At 39.2% G+C, this 20,116-nt stretch carries 19 protein-coding genes and 1 pseudogene; 5 read left to right on the forward strand and 15 right to left on the reverse strand.

The genetic code is table 11. The features are described 5' to 3' along the window. Nucleotides 1-11: 11 nt before the first annotated feature. Genes A7967_RS07945 through A7967_RS07955 form a run of 3 tightly spaced genes read right to left on the reverse strand, consistent with a single transcriptional unit; the run spans nt 12 to nt 2,967 of the window. Nucleotides 12-1,277, reverse strand: a complete 1,266-nt coding sequence (locus A7967_RS07945) for an efflux RND transporter periplasmic adaptor subunit (RefSeq protein WP_054203860.1) — start codon at nt 1,275-1,277, stop codon at nt 12-14. After that, entirely contained in the window at nt 1,274-2,533 is a 1,260-nt protein-coding gene (locus A7967_RS07950) for a TolC family protein (protein ID WP_054203861.1), read from the reverse strand. Before A7967_RS07950 ends, A7967_RS07945 begins: the two co-directional genes overlap by 4 nt. 53 nt (nt 2,534-2,586) lie before the next feature. Then, nucleotides 2,587-2,967, reverse strand: coding sequence for a hypothetical protein (locus A7967_RS07955; protein WP_157601466.1), 381 nt, complete (start codon nt 2,965-2,967; stop codon nt 2,587-2,589). Nucleotides 2,968-3,133: 166 nt separating this feature from the next. Here A7967_RS07955 and A7967_RS07960 point away from each other — a divergent pair. Further along, a pseudogene (locus A7967_RS07960) lies at nt 3,134-3,540 on the forward strand (cation diffusion facilitator family transporter); the annotation flags it as partial. Nucleotides 3,541-3,925: 385 nt separating this feature from the next. Here the strand turns inward: A7967_RS07960 and A7967_RS07965 are convergent. From A7967_RS07965 to A7967_RS08000, 8 genes are all read right to left on the reverse strand, one after another. After that, the gene (locus tag A7967_RS07965; protein WP_054203864.1) at nt 3,926-4,243 is read right to left on the reverse strand and encodes a DUF3325 domain-containing protein; all 318 of its coding nucleotides are present in this window, start codon (nt 4,241-4,243) and stop codon (nt 3,926-3,928) included. A 37-nt stretch (nt 4,244-4,280) separates the two neighbouring features. Beyond that, entirely contained in the window at nt 4,281-5,795 is a 1,515-nt protein-coding gene (locus tag A7967_RS07970) for a PepSY-associated TM helix domain-containing protein (protein ID WP_054203865.1), read from the reverse strand. Between the two features lie 20 nt (nt 5,796-5,815). Continuing rightward, nucleotides 5,816-6,112 carry a hypothetical protein gene (locus A7967_RS07975; protein ID WP_054203866.1) on the reverse strand — a complete coding sequence of 99 codons (297 nt, stop codon included), beginning with the start codon at nt 6,110-6,112 and terminating at the stop codon, nt 5,816-5,818. 201 nt (nt 6,113-6,313) lie between these two features. Further along, nucleotides 6,314-8,455, reverse strand: a complete 2,142-nt coding sequence (locus A7967_RS07980) for a TonB-dependent receptor domain-containing protein (protein ID WP_054203867.1) — start codon at nt 8,453-8,455, stop codon at nt 6,314-6,316. 89 nt (nt 8,456-8,544) lie between these two features. Next, nucleotides 8,545-9,882, reverse strand: a complete 1,338-nt coding sequence (locus A7967_RS07985) for a sensor histidine kinase (RefSeq protein WP_054454088.1) — start codon at nt 9,880-9,882, stop codon at nt 8,545-8,547. Beyond that, nucleotides 9,879-10,565, reverse strand: a complete 687-nt coding sequence (locus A7967_RS07990; RefSeq protein ID WP_054454086.1) for a response regulator transcription factor — start codon at nt 10,563-10,565, stop codon at nt 9,879-9,881. Before A7967_RS07990 ends, A7967_RS07985 begins: the two co-directional genes overlap by 4 nt. Before the next feature lie 621 nt (nt 10,566-11,186). Next, on the reverse strand, nt 11,187-11,510 hold the full coding sequence (locus A7967_RS07995) for a hypothetical protein (RefSeq protein ID WP_054454120.1): 324 nt from the start codon (nt 11,508-11,510) through the stop codon (nt 11,187-11,189). 396 nt (nt 11,511-11,906) lie between these two features. Beyond that, nucleotides 11,907-13,073, reverse strand: a complete 1,167-nt coding sequence (locus tag A7967_RS08000) for an MFS transporter (protein ID WP_064435604.1) — start codon at nt 13,071-13,073, stop codon at nt 11,907-11,909. A 125-nt stretch (nt 13,074-13,198) separates the two neighbouring features. On the opposite strand from A7967_RS08000, the gene A7967_RS08005 reads away from it, so the two are divergent. After that, entirely contained in the window at nt 13,199-14,086 is an 888-nt protein-coding gene (locus A7967_RS08005; protein WP_064435605.1) for a LysR family transcriptional regulator, read from the forward strand. Nucleotides 14,087-14,097: 11 nt separating this feature from the next. Here A7967_RS08005 and A7967_RS08010 read toward each other — a convergent pair whose 3' ends face one another. Beyond that, nucleotides 14,098-14,382 (reverse strand): hypothetical protein, encoded by a 285-nt coding sequence (locus A7967_RS08010; protein WP_054203872.1) that lies wholly within the window; start codon nt 14,380-14,382, stop codon nt 14,098-14,100. A gap of 256 nt (nt 14,383-14,638) precedes the next feature. On the opposite strand from A7967_RS08010, the gene A7967_RS08015 reads away from it, so the two are divergent. Together A7967_RS08015 and ykgO are read left to right on the forward strand one after the other, a co-directional pair. Beyond that, nucleotides 14,639-14,890, forward strand: coding sequence for a type B 50S ribosomal protein L31 (locus A7967_RS08015; protein ID WP_054203873.1), 252 nt, complete (start codon nt 14,639-14,641; stop codon nt 14,888-14,890). A 2-nt stretch (nt 14,891-14,892) separates the two neighbouring features. Then, entirely contained in the window at nt 14,893-15,033 is a 141-nt protein-coding gene (gene ykgO, locus A7967_RS08020; RefSeq protein ID WP_054203874.1) for a type B 50S ribosomal protein L36, read from the forward strand. A 102-nt stretch (nt 15,034-15,135) separates the two neighbouring features. Here ykgO and A7967_RS08025 read toward each other — a convergent pair whose 3' ends face one another. Beyond that, nucleotides 15,136-15,525 (reverse strand): cytochrome b562, encoded by a 390-nt coding sequence (locus tag A7967_RS08025; protein WP_064435606.1) that lies wholly within the window; start codon nt 15,523-15,525, stop codon nt 15,136-15,138. A gap of 416 nt (nt 15,526-15,941) precedes the next feature. Between A7967_RS08025 and A7967_RS08030 the strand changes: the two genes are divergently transcribed. After that, complete coding sequence (locus A7967_RS08030) at nt 15,942-16,910, forward strand: ABC transporter substrate-binding protein (protein WP_235575749.1); 969 nt, start codon at nt 15,942-15,944, stop codon at nt 16,908-16,910. Between the two features lie 82 nt (nt 16,911-16,992). Here A7967_RS08030 and A7967_RS08035 read toward each other — a convergent pair whose 3' ends face one another. Then, nucleotides 16,993-18,615, reverse strand: coding sequence for a di-heme oxidoredictase family protein (locus tag A7967_RS08035; protein WP_064435607.1), 1,623 nt, complete (start codon nt 18,613-18,615; stop codon nt 16,993-16,995). A 342-nt stretch (nt 18,616-18,957) separates the two neighbouring features. After that, nucleotides 18,958-20,109 carry an imelysin family protein gene (locus A7967_RS08040; RefSeq protein ID WP_054203877.1) on the reverse strand — a complete coding sequence of 384 codons (1,152 nt, stop codon included), beginning with the start codon at nt 20,107-20,109 and terminating at the stop codon, nt 18,958-18,960. Nucleotides 20,110-20,116 lie beyond the last annotated feature (7 nt).

The raw sequence follows: 20,116 nt of genomic DNA on the forward strand, positions 1-20,116 counted from the left end.
ACTGTTAGCTCCTAATGGTTATGCGGATCAAAGCCGCCTTTAGCTTGCTCTGATGCAACAAAAAATGCCCCTTCAGTCACTACCTTGGTGCCCTCTGTCAACCCTTTAATTTCACGAAAGTCAGCAAACTTTTGGCCTAATTCAACTTCTGTTGAAATAAGCTCACCATCTTCGTCTTGCACAAATACCGCCCAATCACCATCAGGGTTTCTAAGCAGTGCTTGCTCTGGCACAGCCAATACTTTTTGATCCGTTGAGAATGAAAAATACACATCACTGAACATGCCCGGGTGTAATACGTGTTGGCCATTTTGAACACTTAAACGTACAACTCGTGAACGAGTGACTTGATCGATAGTATGAGCTTCTTGGATCACTGTTGCTGGGTATGATCGTTGATTAACTTTCACTTTAGCGATTGCTCCCTTAGCAATTTCAATGACTTGATTTGCAGATAATTGCGCTTCTACCCAAAGTAAACTTTCATCCGCTATAAGCATTAACTCAATACCAGCATCAACACGTTGTCCTTGAGAAAAGCTATCACTCAGTATCGCTCCTGATGTACCAGCATATAGCGTATATTCACCAAGTTTTTTTGCAGGAATTGATGCACTTTCTGCTATCGCTTGTTTCGACAAACCAAATGCAACTAATTGGCTGTGAGCCACTTCAAATTCAGCCTTAGCAGTGAGCATACGCTTCTCACTTACGGTGCCTTTGCCCATTTTCTGAACGCGTTGCCATTCTGCTTTTGTTAACCGATAAGTCGTTTGTGCACTGGCAACATCAGCACTAAATAAAGTGACAAGCGGTGCGCCAGCTTTAATATGCTGCCCTAAAGTAGCATGGCGTTTGACCACAATTGAATCTACTCTTGGTGACAGTACATAACTACTATAACCATTTGCTTTGATTTCGCCTGGTGCATAAAGCTGTGACTGATAACTGCGCTTAGTTAAAGTACTCACCCGTACATTGGCTAAGCGCATTTGTGTTGGTGTTAAGCGCACAGCGCCTTCTTGCTCATGTTCTTCACCTTCACTTGGCTCAACCTCACTTTTTTCATGCTCATGACCCGCGTCTTCTTGATGTTCCTCTTCATTCTCATGTTTGGCTTTATCAGGTGCATGCTCATGCATTTCTTTTAATTGTGCTTCACTATGCTTATGACCTAATTTAGTATGATCAACGTATTCAGGCTCAACAGTTGCTGCCTGAGCAAAACTGCTAAAAATAAACGCAAGGGCAGGAAAAGTTACATTTAAACGTTTCATAGTGCTGTTCCATTTGTAAGAGTACGAGAGAAAGTAGTAATAAATTGACTAAGTTGGCCGCTTTGCGTTAACCAGTTAACGCTCGCTAATTGACTTTGCTGAACAATTTCAATACCCGAAAGTAACCCTGAGCTACGTTGTTGACGCATAGTTAGGTACTGGGCAGTACTAATATCTCCACTACGCCATTGTTGCTCAATCAGTACTAGACTACTGTCTGCATTATTTTGATTAATTGCTTGCCAACGTTTAACACGCTGCGAATATGCTTGCATAACTTCTTTACTGGCTTGTGCTTGAAATGTCATTGCGCGTTGCACTGCGCGATATTCAGCCTCTTTAGACAGAGCTAATGATTCAACAGACTGATATTCATCACTAAAGTCATTGACTATGTTTAATGGCATTGAGAAGTTTAAAGATACAATACTGTCATCACCATTTTTACCGGCTGAAATACCCACTGTAGGTTTGACAGCTCGCTCAGCTTTGAGAACTTGCACTTGCTGGCGTTGCAGTTGCCATTGTAATTTAGCAAGCATCAATTGTGGGTGCAGGTTCACACTATCACTCTCTATATTGAGTTTGAAACCTGCTAATAAACGTTCAGGTGAAAGTGAATTTCCTTCTTTCCAATTAGGTAAAATAGCTTTAACCGCTAATTTAGCATCAGCATAGGCACTCGCTTGCTGAGCCGTTTTATTAAGGATTTCAGACCATGAATATAAAGCTAATTGTTCATCAAGCTGGCCGACTTCACCTGACTCTCGACGCTGTTTAATAAAGGCAACTAAACGTTCTAGTTGTAATTCTTGCTCTTGTGCTAGTTCAAAAGCAGTTTTACTACTTCGCCAATTAATTAATGCGGTTAACGCTTGCTCTACAAGTGTAAGGTAAACTAGCTGCATACTTTGTTGTTTAGCTAATAAAGATATCTCCGCGGCTGCTACTTGGGCCTCTTGTTGATCGTTAATATCAAACGTTTGACTAAAACCAATACTGAAATTGTTATCGTCCCCTTCCTTTTCGATACTCGAATCAAAGCTTGGGTTATAAATGCCATACTGTGCGGCGCGAACAGCAGCTTCGCCACTGTGTAATTGTTGATAGGCAGCTTGTATTTTTGGATGCTGATTTAGATGGTTCAATAACCAATTTAAATCATTAGATTTCTGGGTCGGACTTGCTAAAACAACAGGCGCAACAAAAATAGCTACACACACGCAGGCAAACCCAAGTGGTTTTTTTAAGTTCATAAATTGTACTCATACTAAAAAAATCGATGACCAACTCGCGTGGTCTGAAAAAATTAACTTAGTAAGTGAACAATTGGAGGACGTAAATCAGGGGTGATTAAACGTGAAATGAATGTGTCTTGCACTGAGGTAATAGCGGCATAGCTTGGTAATAAAGCACTATTTTCCCATATTTGTGAGAACAAAACTGGGATATGACAAACATGGCAGTGCGATTCATCAGCGTTATCAGCAATGGCTTGCTCTAATTGAAAGTGCTCTTCTTGATGTAACTCATGATCATTGTTAGCAATACAATGAGTATCTAACTGTGCTTGTTGATTAAGTAACTGGGCTGCATTTTTAATCACATGATTATAATCAGCCACATCAAAACTATCCAGCAATGGCTGAAGTAGTAAAAAGGCTAATAATAACAACACTGACTGTTTCAAATACATACCCAAAAAAGTAATTAAATGTAACCATACCAGAACTTAACCACACTGCAAAGCCAAGATGAGTTTTTTATAATCAAATACGACTTTCAACTGCTAGCTAATTTTCACATGCTATTTTAGTATGAATATCAACAATATTTTAAATAGAGTACTATTTTGTATGGCACATAATCATGCTCATAATAACGATGATAAAAGTAAGTGTCAGCTAAGTGTAGCGGTCTTCATTAACGTGCTACTCACTATTGCCCAAGTTGTTGGAGGGGTTGTCTCAGGTAGTTTATCTTTGATCGCTGATGCACTTCACAACTTAAGCGATGCAGCCGCCATATTCATCGCCTTAGTTGCCCGAAAAATTGGTAATAAACCCGCCAATAATTCATATCACTTTGGCTATATACCCAAACCACCTCAAGATGGCTTGGATATAAACGCGCAGAAATATTAGCAACGCTACTAAACAGCACAACGTTAATTATCATCGGCGGTTTTTTAATAATTAAAGCCATAGAAAATTACTTTAACCCCAGCCCTATCGATGGCTGGATTGTGGTTTGGGTGGCTGCTTAGTTATCGGGATAAATCCACGACCTACAGCAAATCATAACTCTATGGATGTTACTTTGTTGTCGGGATAAATCCACGACCTACAGCAAATCATAACTCTATGGATGTTACTGTGTTGTCGGGATAAATCCACGACCTACGCAAATCATAACTCTATGGATGTTACTTTGTTGTCGGGATAAATCCACGACCTACAGCAAATCATAACTCTATGGATGTTACCGTGTTGTCGGGATAAATCCACGACCTACAGCAAATCATAACTCTATGGATGTTACTTTGTTGTCGGGATAAATCCACGACCTACGCAAATCATAACTCTATGGATGTTACTTTGTTGTCGGGATAAATCCACGACCTACAGCAAATCATAACTCTATGGATGTTACTTTGTTGTCGGGATAAATCCACGACCTATAACAGTAAGCAGCTTTGAAATGTATGCCAATAAAACAGCTAACATAGTAGCCGTAAGAGTGGCGGTTGCTACGCTGTAAACCAAGCCTAGTGACACTCCCCAGCTATTTACTGCAATTATAACGGCTAAAATAACGAAAGCGTAACCACCGCATCTCAGCGCCAAAACAGTCCGCTTGGTTGGGCGCGATGTATGCTGAAATACCTGACTAAAATGCCGAGGGATTGAAAGGCTTAATAATGCAAAACCAATTAGTTGCAGCAGTATTTGTGCTAAAATCAACATATTTAAAAAACCTCTATTTTATATATTTAAATGCAATCTAAATGGCTATTTTACTCGTGTGTTTTTGTAGTAATACGGCTGAAAAAGCGAAACACGCGGAAAAAAGCAGCATGCTTAAGTCAAAACCAAGCATTAGCCAATCTCCTTTTTGTGCACTTAAAAGCAAGTTGTGCTCTGTAGTTAACATATTACATAGGGGTATAAATGCGTAGAGCGCTGCCGCTACCCACAGCATATTTTGCCAAGCTTTATCTGCAACTCTTAGGGCACAAAAAACCCCACACAATGCAAAAGCGATAAATAAACTGTGCATTTCCCATTCAGCGCGGTCAGGCATTGCTGACGGTAATAAGCGATTACTTAAAAAATAACAGGCTATGGCAATGGGCAAGCCAACAATCACTGCGGCATTGAGTTTATCTATTACGTTAATCAATCTCGTTTGCTGTTTTTTACGCTTATTAACCCAAATAATCATGCCTGTTGCTATCATTCCTGCGCCTAATAGCCCTGATATAAAATACAGCCAGCGTAGGTAAGTACCTGCAAATAGTCCTTCGTGTAAATGTTCTAATATGTCATATACTTGTGCAGCGCTATGAGTTTTACCTATTGATTGCGCTATTTGTACCCGTTCATTAACTATGCGGTAGGTGATCAGAGTTGCAAACTCGATCCCTTCATTCGCATCAAGCCATACCTCAAAGCTTGGTTGCGATGTATGTCGATCAATTAACCCTAGATAACTTATAGCTTGATTTTTATAACGTACTTTGGCGTCTTTTAGCGCTGTTTCAAGGGATAAATCAGCTGTATTTAATTCAATAAATTGTTGTTGCTGATCTTCTACTTGAAACAGATCATAAAACTGACGATGTATTTTTTTACCCTCCCCATAGGTTGCATCAATCACGGGCGCAAACGATATGCCCATTAATAAAACAAGCCCGCTGTAAGTGATCATTAAATGAAAAGGTAATGGCAGTACACTAAAAATATTATGTATATCTAACCACGCTCTTAGTCCTTTGCCTGTTCGAAAGGTAAAAAATTCAATAAAAATCTTTTTATGGATGATCACTCCCGTCACTAAAGCTATCAACATAAACAAGGTTGCTAAGCTGGTCACAAGATAGCCAACCATAATGGGCACGTAATGTAAGTTATAATGTAAGCGGTATAAGGTTTCTCCCCCGCTTGTTTCTCGACTCGAAATAGCGTTATTAGTGTAAGGATCAAGGTTTTTTTCGTGCCATTGCCTTGGTATATCTAACTCAGTATTTGCTAACTGTAACCACGAAATGTCGATATGTGGATCACGTATGGATGGGTAACTGATATACCACTGTGCTCCATCACCTGCTAACGAGTTTAGTTGCTGTTGTGCCTTATTGAGTATAGTAAAGTCATCTATTGGTGTATTAACAATGGCTATTTCAGGCTTCATCCAGCGATCGATTTCATTCTCGAAATAGCCAGCGCTGCCTGTTACAAATATAAAAAATAGTAGCCAGCCAAAGGCAAAGCCCGCCCATGTATGTAACCAACTCATTGATTGCCTAAACCTGGGTTTCATAACACCGCAATCCCATTTAAATGACGAACAAAGCAGTACATTAAAATACAAAGAGCAAATACGCTGATACCTGCGCGCAGGGTTGTTTTAGTGGCAAATACATAAAGTACGGTTACGGTATAGATAATAAAACTCAGCATTAAGGCGCTCACAATGGAGTTTATAATGTCGCCAGGTAAAAGAAGTGCAACGAGTATTGCGCTCAAAGCTGCTAATACATAACCTCCAACCAGGGCAATAAGCACTCGACAAGTTATATTTAAGGCAGCAAGGTGTTTTGTTGTAAGGTTCATATAAAGACCAAAAAAGTATACTCAAGTGACGATAAGATGTAAGTTTAACTTTTCACAGGGGCTTAAAATCTAGGCGTTAATTTGCAACAATACATTGCCTTAATCGCCCTCTTTAATTCCACTTGAAACTTACATCTGAGGTGGCTTGAGTATATAAAGAACTTAAATAGCTACGCTCTTTAAGTTCTAATTACACTAAAATTAAAATTTATATGAAACGCTTAGACGAATATCTCGCCCTCGCTCTTTAATTCCTACAACATTTTCATAACCAGTGATACTTCCATAATCGGCAACACTGCCGTGACTTATGTAAGATTCATCCAATAAATTTTGTACTGATAAATCAAACCTAAGATTATTAAGTGGCTCATAAGTAATGTAGGCATCAACAACGTCGTAGCCTGGTTTATTGATTGTCTCTAGCTGAGTAACCCACTCTAATTCCATTGACCGATAGAATACGTCAATATCATTCAAACTAGCGACATGGTTATAGCTCATACCGAGTTTAATTTGCTCACTCAGATCGTAGTTAAAATTTATGTTAAATGAATCTGCAGCAGAGTTACCTAAGCCACCAAATTCATAAGCTGACATGTCAACACCATCTAACACAACTGTGCTATAACCTGATGGGTCATTTGCATCAGGCCAAACAAATGGGGCATTATTTAATTCAACATTATTGTGGTTATAACTAACGATAACGTCAAAGTCACCCGCTTGATAACCGGCCACCAGCTCAATACCATTTGTTTCTAAATCACCGATATTTTCATAGAAAACACCTTCTCGGCCTTTAAATTTATCAAATACCACACCGTTAATTACGCTTAAATAAGCGGATGCTTCAAATAACCAAGTCCCGTCGTTATAAATTAAACCCAACTCGGTGTTCTCAACATCTTCAGCTGATAGGTTTTCATTATGACTGAGCTCACCCACAGTAAAGGCATCGGCAACTTGTCTGCCACGTAATGCTTGTGCGTAACCCGCCGACAGTTTTAGTGAATCTGTAAAGCTGTATTCAAAGCCAATATTACCGCTAAAGCCATCTTGTTTATCTGTTGAAAAGCTATCAATTGATGTAACCGGCTTGCCATTGGCATCGGTTTCAACAACCCACTTACCCTCTACTTTTATCCAATTAGCTTCAATACCATCGTGATCAAGTTCATAAGCATCGTAACGCGCACCAAAACTCAATATTAATTCGTCGCTAATTTGCCAATGATCTTGCGCGTATACACCTGTTACTGTGCCTTTTTCATCAAAAACACCCCCAAACTCTTCATAAGAGGATGAATGAACTTTATCAACTTTTTGTTCAACTCCATACGTAATTGAATGATCACCTATGTCACTGGTATTACGAATATCAAAGCCGGTGGTTTGTATTGATGCATCCCATGTAAAAAGCTCTCGCTTAAACGATGACTCTGTTTGGTACAAAGTCGTTTCAAGGTTAACAAGGCTGTTTAAATACCAAGCATGGTTTAAAACAAGGGTTTCTCGCTCACCCCATGATTCAAATAATGGATCGCCTTTTAATGGTGCCCAGTTTGTCTGCTTACCAAATTCACCTTCTTCTTTGCGAATTTCATAACTAAGGGTAAGGTCTTGATTATCTGTTAGATCAGCACTAATTTTTATAAAACCTAACTCTTGATCTGATGCTGTACCATAAAGCTCTTCCCCATCGCCATCATCCATATTATTTCGGCTTACATTAACGTACGACGCTAATACACCAATAGAATCCGTTACTTTGCCGTATAAAGAAACGCTTTCTTTATGCCCGTCATTTGAGAAATAATTAGCTTTGATCATGCCACCAAATTGCTCACCATTGGCAAGCATGTCGTCAGCATTTTTGGTTTTAAAGCGAATTGCACCGCCCACTGCGCCGGTTCCCGATGTAGCTTCACCGGCCCCCGCTTGCACTTGTACACTGCGAAGTAATTCAGGCTCTATGGCAACACGGCCTATATGATGAAATAAAGTACTCGTTTGTGGCGCGCCATCAACTGTTACATTCACCATTGAGTCTTCCATACCGCGTACAAATATTTTTTGGGCAATGCCTAATGAGCCACCGATAGTAACGGAAGGGGTATGACGAAAAATGTCACCTAAATCATTTGCTTGGTAGTTTTCTAATTCAGTAGGTGTGATCTCTGAATTTGTTGTTGCACCAACAACTGTGATTTTTTCAATCTTTTTGGTTTTTTTCTCGCTAAGAGCTTCCTCAGCATAAACATTAGCGCTACAAAGTGCAGCCAAAATGGCACTGGCAATACTGGTTTTTAAACGTACTTTTCTAGTTGATACAGATGACATGACTTATATCTCAAATAACTGATGAATGCTTAAGTAAGAATTATTACCATTTAAGCGTTGTAAGGATACGACTTTTACAATTGTTACATTTAAGAAATAGGAATCATTATCAAAACCTTTAGACCTCCTTGTGATTGATTTTCTGAACGCACATCAGCTCTAACACTCGCTAAATGCCGCTTAGCAAGCGCTAAACCTAACCCAAAGCTGTCATTTTCTGCCATGCGTGAGTTATCAATACGAAAAAAAGGATCAAATACTCTTTGCAAATATTGCTCTTCAATACCGGGGCCTTGATCAATCACTTCAATACAATAATGAGTCGCCTCTTTTGCTATCTTGATTTGTACGAGCTTACCCGATGGTGTAAAGCGCAGCGCATTACGGATGATATTCTCAATAGCAGGGCATAAAGCCCTATGACTACTGTTGTTAACTACCGCATTATTTGGCGACTCTACAATAATGCGACGATCAGGAAATTCAAACTTAGCGTCTTCAACAAGTACATCGAGTAAATCAACTAAATCAACGTCTTCTTGCTTAATAATCGGTTTTTCGTTTTCTAACCACGCGAGTGTGAGCGTATCTTCAACCAATTTACGAATATGATGGGACTCACGTGTTATGCGCCCTAGGTGCTGCTGAGCATTATTTAAATCAAAACTATTTACTGCAATATCTAAACGTGTAAGTGGGGTGCGTAATTCATGAGATAAGTCCGATATTAATTGCCGTTGACTGGCAATAAGCTCACCAATTTGGCTCGCCATTTGATCAAATGTAGACGCTAAGTGAGATAGTTCATCCTTACGATGTCCTAAATGCTTGCCAACTCTGACTTTAAAGTTACCCTTGCTAAAGGCCGAGGTCGCTTTATCTAATTGCTGTAATGGAGTAATTATGTGTCGGTAAAGTATCACGGATAAAACAACTAAAACGGCCATAGGCATCAAAACTTGCAGTATAAACTTTATTGTAAGCCAGTAAGTTCCTGGGCGCATTCGTTCAGGCAGTTTAATGAGCAAACTCGCATTTGTTTGGCTAAAAGGTAGCTCCATGATTGGGTTTACTTCAAAATACAAATGTATTTTCCAATCAATGCTTCTTCCAAAGTGGTAGCCACCTACAATATCTTTTTCGATTTGTTCTCCCGCTATATGCACGGCATTAAAACTAGCAACAGATACCCATGTTTGTTCTTGTGCTTGTAAATTTTCTAACCATTGCACTAAATCCTCATGTTGATCTGATAAATAAAGCTGCTCAGCCTGTTTACTCCACTGTTTTAACTGCTCGCGATGTTGCTCGGCAATAAAACTCATGCTCTCTTCTGTTTTTAAAGTCAGTGCATGCAGTAGGTAAAAAAAAGCAACCAAGCCGGTTGCTAAAATAAGGCATAGTTTCCAGAGAATTTTGCGATTCATTTAAAACAATACCCTTTTCCGTGAACCGTCTGTAAGCGCTCGCCAAGCCAATTTGCTTCGTTGAGTTTTCGCCTTACGCGACTTAAGTGCATATCAATACTGCGGTCGTATGCGCCTAACTTTTTATTTAATACTGCCTGATACAAATCAGCTTTACTGACTATTTTGTTTTGCTGCGACACCAGCTCCCACAGTAACTTAAATTGTATTGGCGTAAATTCAATTTCGTTCTCGTTTACAAAAATGCTTTGTTTTGCCGTATTAAGTGTGAGGCCATCAATACTTATCTCAAAGTGGTTGTTAGCAGGAGTATAGGACGAGCTACGCCTGAGGATACTTTCGATTCTCAGTAATAACTCTTGGGTGTTAAATGGTTTAGCCACATAGTCATCGGCACCATGAGTTAGCCCTAAAATACGCTCTTCTTCAGCGCCTTTTGCCGATACCATGATCACTGGTTGTTGGCTGCTCTCACGTAAAATTTTAAGTAATGATACACCATCAAGTTTGGGGAGCATTTTGTCTAACAATATCAGCTGATGCTGTTGTGACTGCGCAAGCTTTAACCCTGTTTCGCCATCAAAGCATTGTTCAACTAAATAGCCTGATTTTTCGAGTAGATCAGCCAAATAATTACTTAAGGTGTTATCGTCTTCTATTAATAAAACTTTTATTTTTGCCATAAACACACCGTTTAAAATGGTAACGATAATAATTAGTGTTATAAATGGTATGCTATCTGCCCCTATAAAGTAAACACACCGTATAACTATCGGCGATTCTTTTAATTCTAATCGGCGCTATATTTTGGGGTCGCTTGGGTATACTCGGCTGTGTTAAATACGTTTTTATGGATGTCTAGGTAGGTAATACGTTCAAACCGTTTTTTAATTGTGGTACTTCTTATGCTTGTACAGAGCTTTATACCCAAGCCACCTCAAGGTGCAGAATTCAGCGTTTCACAGAGGCTTAATATCAAGGCGTTACTTTGTAGGAATGGCCGCCCCTTTTAAGAAGGAACAACGATGAGAGTAAGTCGCTGTGAAAAGCCCAACGGTTTGGTTTGAAAGCGATTTATACTGCGTTATTGATTTTAACAATAGAACCACTATTACTTGCAATCAATGCCTTGCCTAAATCGGTTTTAATTCCAACGACGCTCGCATCTTGAGGTGGTTTGGGTATATTAGCTGTCATCGCGCATGCAAGAAGACGTAAACAAAGTAACAACCAATTACTCTGATCAGGCCGACAACAGCACGGCGAACTGGCAAGTACACTTAAAATTTAACAATAAAGGCTTACTAATCTGTTTGATAATAAGCTTCCCAATCTTTTGGCGCAGGGTACTTCTGCTTATACTCGTGTAAATCAAACTCACTGGCATACTTAAGGTAAACGTCAAAGTAATCAGAAAGGTATGATTCCCCATCTCCCATTCGCCAAAATAAACTGTCTGAGTCAGCATATTCAGAGTATTTTAGCCAAGGCGGTAGCGGTGGTGAAAACTGCAATTCATTTTCGAATCTTTGTATCAACATTTCCTCCCACTCTTTTTTATGTTTGAGGTAAGCATGCCAATCTTCTACCGACACGCCATCTGGTGGTTCAATTTTTTCTGAAGTCATACCAAATCCTGATAATAATTCTGCATTAGCCATTAATTAATGGCGCTATTGGTAGCACTGTAATTCAAATCGACATTCATTTCTATGTTCTGGACAACAACAAGATAGACAAGCCCTACGCCCCCCATAATGTTAGGCTCATTTTTTGAATCAACCGGCGCATAAAACGCCATATCTGTGTTGCCCTTTGAGCAAATAGACTCTTTGGACCTTGTACAAAACAAGGATAACTACCAAGTAAAGTTGCATAATCGTTCAAACATCCAGCTCTGTCGAGCGGTTTGCATACAGCTTAACCCACCAATTTATATGAAAAGATAGTTCACTTAATACTACTCACTTAGATTCAGATCATGATTGCTGGGGGATGAATTTATTACCCGAAGTTGAGGCTATTTAGCAAATACGTTGTTTATCTAAGTGCCCTGCTAAACATGTAGCAGCTAACGCTGCACTGCAAATTATTGCGCCGATCCATGAGGTGTCTTGCAATGTTAGGGTTTCAACAACGTGTCCACCAACAACTGAGCCCAAAGCAATGCCAATGTTAAAAGCGGCAATATTCAAACCGACAGCGACATCAATCGCTTTTGGTGTATCTTGCTCCGCTATTTTTACAACATGCAATTGCAATCCAGGAACATTACCAAAAGCAAATGCGCCCCATACTAATACGGTGATCACAACAAGCAACGGGGAGTTCATTGTAAATGTCAGTGCTAATAAGGTAATGCTTAAACCTAAAAATAAAACTTTAAGTGCTTTAATAGGCCCATATTTATCTGCAAGTTTACCACCCCACACATTCCCTACAGCAACCGACACACCATAGCCCAGCATGATAAAACCAACATATGAGGCAGCAAAACCAGCATGTTGTTGTAAAATTGGGGCAAGAAAAGTAAATGCAGTAAAGGTCCCACCATAACCTAAAATGGTCATTGTATAAGCCAGTAGTAAACGTGGCTTAAGTAATACTTGTAGTTGATCTTTTACCTTTGTTGGTATTACTTGATCAAGCGTGTTGGGGACTAAAATTGCACTACCAATTAATGCAATCAAACCCAACAATGAGACCATCAAAAAAGTGGATCTCCAGCCAAAAACTTGGCCTACCCACGTCCCTAAAGGCACCCCTGTTACTAATGCTACTGTTAATCCGGTAAACATAATAGCAATTGCGCTGGCTTGTTTTTCTTTACTCACTAAGCTCGTTGCCATCATAGAGCCTATCGAAAAAAATACGCCATGAGCCAAACCAGTTAAAACTCGCGCTGCGATTAAAGTTTCATAGCTTGGGGCTTGCCAAGCAACTATATTGCCTATGACAAATAATGCCATCAAACTCGTAAGTACTGTTTTTCGCTGCCAGCGACCTGTTACTGCCGTTAACACGGGTGCGCCAATTGCGACACCCACTGCGTATAAGCTCACTAAAAGCCCTGCAGATGGCAAACTAACACCAAGATCGTCTGCAATAATAGGGATTAAACCTACTATTACGAATTCTGTTGTTCCAATTGCAAATGCGCTTAACGTAAGCGCCCATAAAGCTAGTGGCATACTGTAATGTCCTATCGGGTATTGAAGATAAATAGTAAGAGCCCAGTGTGAACGAATTAACAGTTGTGAAAAATAGCATTAGTGGCAAAATACATTTGTTATATTTGCAAATATAAGGCAGCCCAATGAGTGTTAAATCAAAAACTGAAGATCTAGAAGCTTTTGTAACTGTGGTTGATTGCGGCAGTTTTTCTCGGGCAGCCGTTTTATTAGATCAACATATTGCTAAAGTATCCCGTGCGATAACGCGTCTTGAAACATGCTTAGAATGCGCTTTATTAAGTCGCACAACACGGCGTTTGGAGCTGACAGAAGAAGGCCAAACCTTTATTGAATACGCGAGAGAAGGATTAAATCTACTAGAGCATGGGGAGGAGTCGTTACGTTTATTAAAACATGCACCCGCGGGGAAACTACGTGTAGATGCTGCGAGTCCATTTGTATTGCATCAGCTAACACCTTTAATAGCCCAATTTAGTCATTTATATCCAGATATTAGATTAGACATCACATCTCATGACAACGTAATTGATTTGCTTGAACATAAAACAGATTTAGCTATTCGTATTGGCCAATTGCCAGATTCAAACTTGCACGCACGTAAATTAGGTATTAGCCAACTACACCTTGTAGCGAGTCCTGCTTATTTAAAACAAAGCTCTGCACTTAATACGGAGTTAGATTTATATAACCATAAGTTAATTGGCTTTACAGGCACTACTAAGTTAAATAAGTGGCCACTTCAACAAGCCTGTGCACTTAATTTTTCTCTTAATGCCAGTAGCGGCGAAACCATTCGTCACTTATGCATTGCAGGACAAGGCATTGCACTACTTTCACAGTTTATGATCGCAGACGATCTCACTCACAATAGGTTAATAAAAGTCTTACCACAGGCAATAAAAACGCCTAACCTACGTGAATCTGTACAAGCTGTGTATTACAAAAATAGTGCAGTATCGTCGCGTATAGTTGCCTTTTTAGATTTTATACAACCACGTCTAACACTTTAATTATGAACCCGTTATTCTTGGTGCTCAAACTGACCGCGGTACACTTCAAACACTTTCAATACGGTGTGTTGCGCTTTATTTAGATTATCAAACCAGTTATCAAAAACGTCGTCATCGTCTTGTTCACTTAACGCTAAATATTGCGCTAGCAATTCAACAATATCGTTATGTGTACAGCTTAATGGATCTATTTGTTGAGCAAGTACGCTGTGATCTCTGCTACGTAATGTGTCCATCACGCCTTGATCTATTTCTTGGCTTTGCTCACTGATGCTCTCTTTAATTGATTCACTCATACTAACCTGTACTCCTTAATGCTCGGTTACATATTATTTATAACAGGCTAATTAGCAATTGCTAGCTTTTTTGATCTAACTGCTTATTTTTTAGTTGATTTGCGCGAAATAGAACCATGTTCACTACTTTTACATCCATTGCACCTAAAAGTAATGACTTAGTTAGATTTAAAATAGTGTTTGCAAAGGATTCTTATTTACTATAAATTATAGTTATACTATCACATAACAATATTGATATAATTAAAGGCATTTTATGAAACCTAATATTCATCCAGATTACCAAACAGTTGCTTTTCACGATACTGCAGCAGATAGCTACTTTATTATTGGATCAACAATAAAAACGAGCCGAACTATTGAATTAGAAGGTAAAACTTACCCTTACGTGCCAATTGATGTATCAAGTGATTCTCACCCGTTTTACACAGGTAAACAAAAATCTGTTGCGACTGATGGCCGTGTTGCAGCGTTTAATCGTCGCTTCAAAAATATCGGGAGCAAGTAGCAATGAAAGTTTTAAGTTCACTTAAAAGTGCTAAAAATCGCCCAGGGTGTCAAATCGTTAAACGTAAAGGTCGTGTTTTTGTGATTTGTAAAGACAACCCACGCTTTAAAGCCGTGCAAGGAATGAAAAAGAAAGGAAAGTAAACGCCCTTTTGTGCGCCTGAAAATTGGCGCACTTTTTACCTTCTACAGTTATATACCTCTTGTCCAGCATACACCAGTCTTCGTAGTATAAAAAATAGCTTTTCACTTGCCAAATAACAGTTCCCAAAAACTTGGCGGCTCATGTAGTTTATGGTATTGCTGTCGTAACTCATTAATTGATTTTAATGGTTTTTTAGCAGCATCAAGCCCTTTTTCATTCGCTAACTTTTTAGCAATTTCAGCCTGAGCGATTACTTTATCTAAGCCCTGGCGCGAACTTTCAGCTTCTTTATGAAAAGTCGCTGTCTTACTGAGCTTACCTAAAGTGATAAACTCATCAATCGCTGTATTAAACTCACTTAATTGCGTTGCTTGAACACTGTGCTTATAAGCTAGCCCCATATTTTTCATATTGGTTTCAAGATCTAGCTCTTCAGCAAACACCAAAGTAGGCGTTAACATTAATACAATTATAAATAGCAGCGCTTTCATTTTAAACCTTGTAATATAATTTCTAGCGATAAAGCAACATTATATACTTAAAAAACTTAAAGGTACGCGTTTCAGTTAGAATTAAGAATAATAAACGGCTTCTGCTGGCTATCAATAAATTGCTTTATGTATACGAATTTTAGTATTAGCACCACTTTTGTAGCACTCATCACAATGTCTATAAATGCGCAAAACAGTCAATTATCCCTAATATTAGTATGGTCTAATTATGAATCGTACTGTCATTCTGGTAAAGTCTATCCTCATTTGATAGATGAATTTTGAGCATTACTTTGATTTTATTTTCCCGGATTCTAACAAGTTCTTTATTACTAGTTGCTATACTGTCATCGTTTAATGTATTGGCGTTGAACATAACATTTATTAATCCCGGTTTTAACAAAAGTACTGATGACGTGAATAACAGCACAGGCGATTTCTGGTATAAAGTATCAGCAGCAATGCACGCAGCATCAGACGATCTAGATATTAATTTAACCGTTTATTATGCCAATCGTAATCACATATTAATGAAAGAACTTATATCTAAAGCACTCAAAGCAAAGCCAGATTTACTTATCTTAGTTGATGAAAAACAAGTGATTAGTAATTATTTGTTATCAATAAATACCGATAATGTACCATTGTATTTTCTTTTAAATCGCCCAAATGCATCCCGATTACATTATCTCATACAACATAATGCAAATATTGTAGGCAGTATGGTCCCTGATAACCGTATGGGCGGGCGCTTGTTAGCTGAAGCGCTTTTTAACAAACATCGCAACAGTAGTAACACCAATATGAAAATTTTAGCCCTGCTTGGTGACTACACGACACCTGCTGCAACTGCTCGTCGTGCTGGACTGACTGATTATTTGAATTCATACCCTGAAGCATCATTATTTGCTGAGGATGTGGCTAATTGGTCTCTTGAAGAAAGTTATACAAAAACGTTAGCGTTTTTACAAAATGCCCCTGAGATTAATGCTATTTGGTGCGCCAATGATGCGATTGCATTTGGCGCAATTAAAGCTCTTAATACTTTGAATCTAAGAAAACATGTAGTCGTAGGCGGTATTAATTGGGACACGCCTGAAAATAAAGATATAACACTTGATGTTTCTATAGGTGGGCATGTTTTATTAGGGGCGCACGCGCTTTTAAACATCTATGATGCATCTAAAAAACCTGAGCAATTTCCATTGCAACATAAACAAGTTGCATCATTTAATAATAGAACGGATGACTATGAAGCACTTATAAATAAAATAAATAGTGGTGATTTGAAGATGATTGATTTTTTACTCTTTTCTCAAACACAGGAAAACCATTTAGATTTCACGGTTGAAAATTTAGCCCATGAGCTAAAAAACTCACTGTAAAGCCCCTTTACAGTGAGTTTAAAATATTCAAGTCGTTTTTAACACGATATCTATATTCTGTGTAACCAATAAAACTACTAAATTAAAGTGACTGTAAAAACACGATCACTTGCTGGCGCTTGTCTTTATTCAACTGAGTGAATTTATCTCGACTTGTTTGCGCTTCACCGCCATGCCATAGAATCGCTTCTTCAAGACTTGTTGCACGCCCATCATGTAAAAATCCAGCGCCTGGATTAACTGTTTTTGTTAACCCTATCCCCCAAAGTGGCCTTGTTTTCCATTGTCTGCCAGACGCTAAAAAGTCACGACGATTATCAGCGAGTCCCTCTCCCATATCGTGTAAAAGCATATCTGTAAATGGCCAAATTACTTGCCCTTTAATACCTTCAGGTGCTTTTACACCACCGAGCATAAGATCACTTTGTGTTGAAGTCGTAAAGCTTGGTGTGTGGCAACCATTGCAGTTGATCTCAGAGAAAAGCTTAGCGCCTGCTCTCACATCAGGATTACTTATATCGCGTCTTGCAGGTACAGCCAGTGTTTGTGCGTAAAAAACCACCGCATTTGAAAACTCATCACTTGCTTCCGGTAAACCTTGTGCATCTGTGCCAGTGTCTTGATAGTTAGTACGTGATAAGTAACTGTCATGCATCAAGGTGTTTGCAATACTTTCTTGTGCGAATAATGAATTTGTTACTCCCATATCGCCACGTAATGCCGCCAATGATTGTTGACGTACCGAGGGGGTGCTGGCTTTCCAGCCAAAGCGCCCTAATGACACCGGATTATCAATTCCTTGCTGTGCTTTTACTGCATCAAATACCCAATTGGCTTGACCTTTAATGCCATCATTATTGCTATCTATTGGATCTTCTAATGCCAAAATATCTTCATCTGTTATCGCTTCTAATAAGCCAAGACCAAATACCGGCATACCGTTGCGTGCACTAAACTGAACATCACTACTGGCTAATTCGCTCAATGAATAATTACTTGGTGAATCCCATGCATTATCGACTTCAAAAACTGGCTGCTTTAAAGTCACCGTTTGCCCATCTGGGTATGTGAATTCAGTGTATTTATAACTTAAGTAAACATCTGCTTGGCCTCCAAAGTGGTTTTGTTGCCAATCTTCTCGCGCTTGTAATACACCGCGATGAAACAGCTGATCGCCAAAACCTGGGACAGGTGTATTTTTACAATAATCATTTGTACTATTTGGCTGATTGCATACACCATCAGCTAAGCTTACACGTAAAAATATTCCGGCATCGCTGCCTAATTTAATTCTGCCATCGGGGGTACTTGGCAATACGGTACTTGGGCGGCCATCACGTTGATGACAGGCATTGCAGTTATTATTATTAAAAACCGGACCCACCCCATCTAAGTCAGGGTGCGTATCATTTGGTGCTGTTGTAAACGCCGTTTCAAAATCAGTATCCCCATCAAGGTGTAAATTTAATTCTGCTGGCGATAAATTAGGCATAGGAGTAGAAAAACCATGCCCGGAATTATTTGTATCATGCGTTGTTGCGTCACCGGCAAGTGCGCTGACATCTATGTACGAAGGTAACTCTTCAACTATTGGTGGGGTTACTGGAGTAGTATTTGTATCACTACTACTGCTACCTCCACCACACCCGCTCAGCATTGCTAAGCTGAAAAATAAAGGTGTATATGGTTTAATTACTTTTATCATGACGGTTTCTTTTTAATGTTAAGCAAAAAAGGGAAGCATTTGCTTCCCTCTTCATTTATTTATACCCAAGCCACCTCAAGATGCGAGCGTCGTTGGAATTAAAAGCGATTTAGGCAAGGCATTGATTGCAAGTAATAGTGGTTCTATTATTAAAATCAATCCCTTATAAAAGTAACGCAGTATAAATCGCTTTTAAACCAACCCGTTGGGCGTTTCACAGAGACTTACTCTCATCGTTGTTCCTTCTTAAAAGGGACGGCCATTCCTACAAAGTAACGCCTTGATATTAAGCCTCGGTGAAACGCTGAATTCTGCATCTTGAGATGGCTTGGGTATACACGGTTATACGTCCCATTTTTTAAGTAATGGAACAACTTCTTCTTCAAGTGATTTTTGTAACTCACCTAAGCTATCAATGGCAGCTTGAACTCTTACGCGCGCATCGTCATCTTTAATTGCTTGACGAAATGGCATGTTATTTTCACCCGCGATTGCTTCAATAGCTGTAATTGCTGCGCTGATCTGCGTTTCAACTTTAGCTGCAAGTGTCGCATCCCCTGCTTCAATTAATGCTTTAAGGCCTGGGCTATCGTTTTCGTTTGCAAACGTACCTAAATAAACGTTTTGAACGCCTTTAATGTTATCGCTAAAGTCTGTTAATGAATTCCAGCTATACTGCGACTCTACTTTAGATGTATCCGCATTATCTTTTGTGGTGTTGAATGGTTCTGCAATTTTGCCATTGCCTACCTCATCTACAATACCAATTAAACCATTCACTAATTCTTCAACCACACCTAAATTTGAGGCATATTTGTCGTTACCCGGAGTTAAAAGGTAATCTTTATAAGCTGGCTCTTTATCACCATCAGCAGATACCGTCCATGCACTTGATAGGCTATCTGTGTAAAATGCAAATACTTCAGCGCAGGCAATTAAATATTCAATTTCACGTACTGTCATTTCAGCAATGGCTTTTTCGTTGTCGGCAACACCATCACCAAACAATAAAAACTCCATAGTATGAAAACCTTGCACGCCATCATCTAAGCCTTTAATGGTGTCTGCAGTAAATACCGTATCGCTGGCAAGCAACGTGTTTAAATCTGTCGTGTTTAGTGGCCATGTATCTAAATGCGGATCAATTGATAAGCTATCAACTGGACCAAAAATGTGTGACTCGCCCTGCTCCCAAAATATACGCGCGTCTTTCCAAGCATCTTGTGCTTTAGCTAAAGATTCTTGATTTTGGTTATTGAGTAAATTTTGCGCTGCAACGTAAAGTGCATCTGCTTTTGTATCAAGTATTTCGTAGCCATCAACAATCACGTCTGTCGTTACATTGGCAATTAAATCAGTCGCATCATATGTAAACTTCGTTGATGCAACTGGCGGCGGCGTAGTAGAACCTGAATCATCAGATGATGATGAACCACATGCTACGAGTGTAGATGCTAAAATTATTGCTGTGATGCTATTAAGTACCGTTTTCATCCTTTAA

This window comes from Pseudoalteromonas neustonica (genome assembly GCF_001653135.1).
Lineage (GTDB): Bacteria > Pseudomonadota > Gammaproteobacteria > Enterobacterales > Alteromonadaceae > Pseudoalteromonas > Pseudoalteromonas neustonica.

What these genes read in the sequence shown, in the direction of transcription:
- A7967_RS07945 (WP_054203860.1), bottom strand. Translation starts at nt 1,277, where the DNA reads ATGAAACGTTTAAATGTAACTTTTCCTGCCCTTGCGTTTATTTTTAGC.
- A7967_RS07950 (WP_054203861.1), bottom strand. Translation starts at nt 2,533, where the DNA reads ATGAACTTAAAAAAACCACTTGGGTTTGCCTGCGTGTGTGTAGCTATT.
- A7967_RS07965 (WP_054203864.1), bottom strand. Translation starts at nt 4,243, where the DNA reads ATGTTGATTTTAGCACAAATACTGCTGCAACTAATTGGTTTTGCATTA.
- A7967_RS07970 (WP_054203865.1), bottom strand. Translation starts at nt 5,795, where the DNA reads ATGAGTTGGTTACATACATGGGCGGGCTTTGCCTTTGGCTGGCTACTA.
- A7967_RS07975 (WP_054203866.1), bottom strand. Translation starts at nt 6,112, where the DNA reads ATGAACCTTACAACAAAACACCTTGCTGCCTTAAATATAACTTGTCGA.
- A7967_RS07980 (WP_054203867.1), bottom strand. Translation starts at nt 8,455, where the DNA reads ATGTCATCTGTATCAACTAGAAAAGTACGTTTAAAAACCAGTATTGCC.
- A7967_RS07985 (WP_054454088.1), bottom strand. Translation starts at nt 9,882, where the DNA reads ATGAATCGCAAAATTCTCTGGAAACTATGCCTTATTTTAGCAACCGGC.
- A7967_RS07990 (WP_054454086.1), bottom strand. Translation starts at nt 10,565, where the DNA reads ATGGCAAAAATAAAAGTTTTATTAATAGAAGACGATAACACCTTAAGT.
- A7967_RS07995 (WP_054454120.1), bottom strand. Translation starts at nt 11,510, where the DNA reads ATGACTTCAGAAAAAATTGAACCACCAGATGGCGTGTCGGTAGAAGAT.
- A7967_RS08000 (WP_064435604.1), bottom strand. Translation starts at nt 13,073, where the DNA reads ATGCCACTAGCTTTATGGGCGCTTACGTTAAGCGCATTTGCAATTGGA.
- A7967_RS08005 (WP_064435605.1), top strand. Translation starts at nt 13,199, where the DNA reads ATGAGTGTTAAATCAAAAACTGAAGATCTAGAAGCTTTTGTAACTGTG.
- A7967_RS08010 (WP_054203872.1), bottom strand. Translation starts at nt 14,382, where the DNA reads ATGAGTGAATCAATTAAAGAGAGCATCAGTGAGCAAAGCCAAGAAATA.
- A7967_RS08015 (WP_054203873.1), top strand. Translation starts at nt 14,639, where the DNA reads ATGAAACCTAATATTCATCCAGATTACCAAACAGTTGCTTTTCACGAT.
- ykgO (WP_054203874.1), top strand. Translation starts at nt 14,893, where the DNA reads ATGAAAGTTTTAAGTTCACTTAAAAGTGCTAAAAATCGCCCAGGGTGT.
- A7967_RS08025 (WP_064435606.1), bottom strand. Translation starts at nt 15,525, where the DNA reads ATGAAAGCGCTGCTATTTATAATTGTATTAATGTTAACGCCTACTTTG.
- A7967_RS08035 (WP_064435607.1), bottom strand. Translation starts at nt 18,615, where the DNA reads ATGATAAAAGTAATTAAACCATATACACCTTTATTTTTCAGCTTAGCA.
- A7967_RS08040 (WP_054203877.1), bottom strand. Translation starts at nt 20,109, where the DNA reads ATGAAAACGGTACTTAATAGCATCACAGCAATAATTTTAGCATCTACA.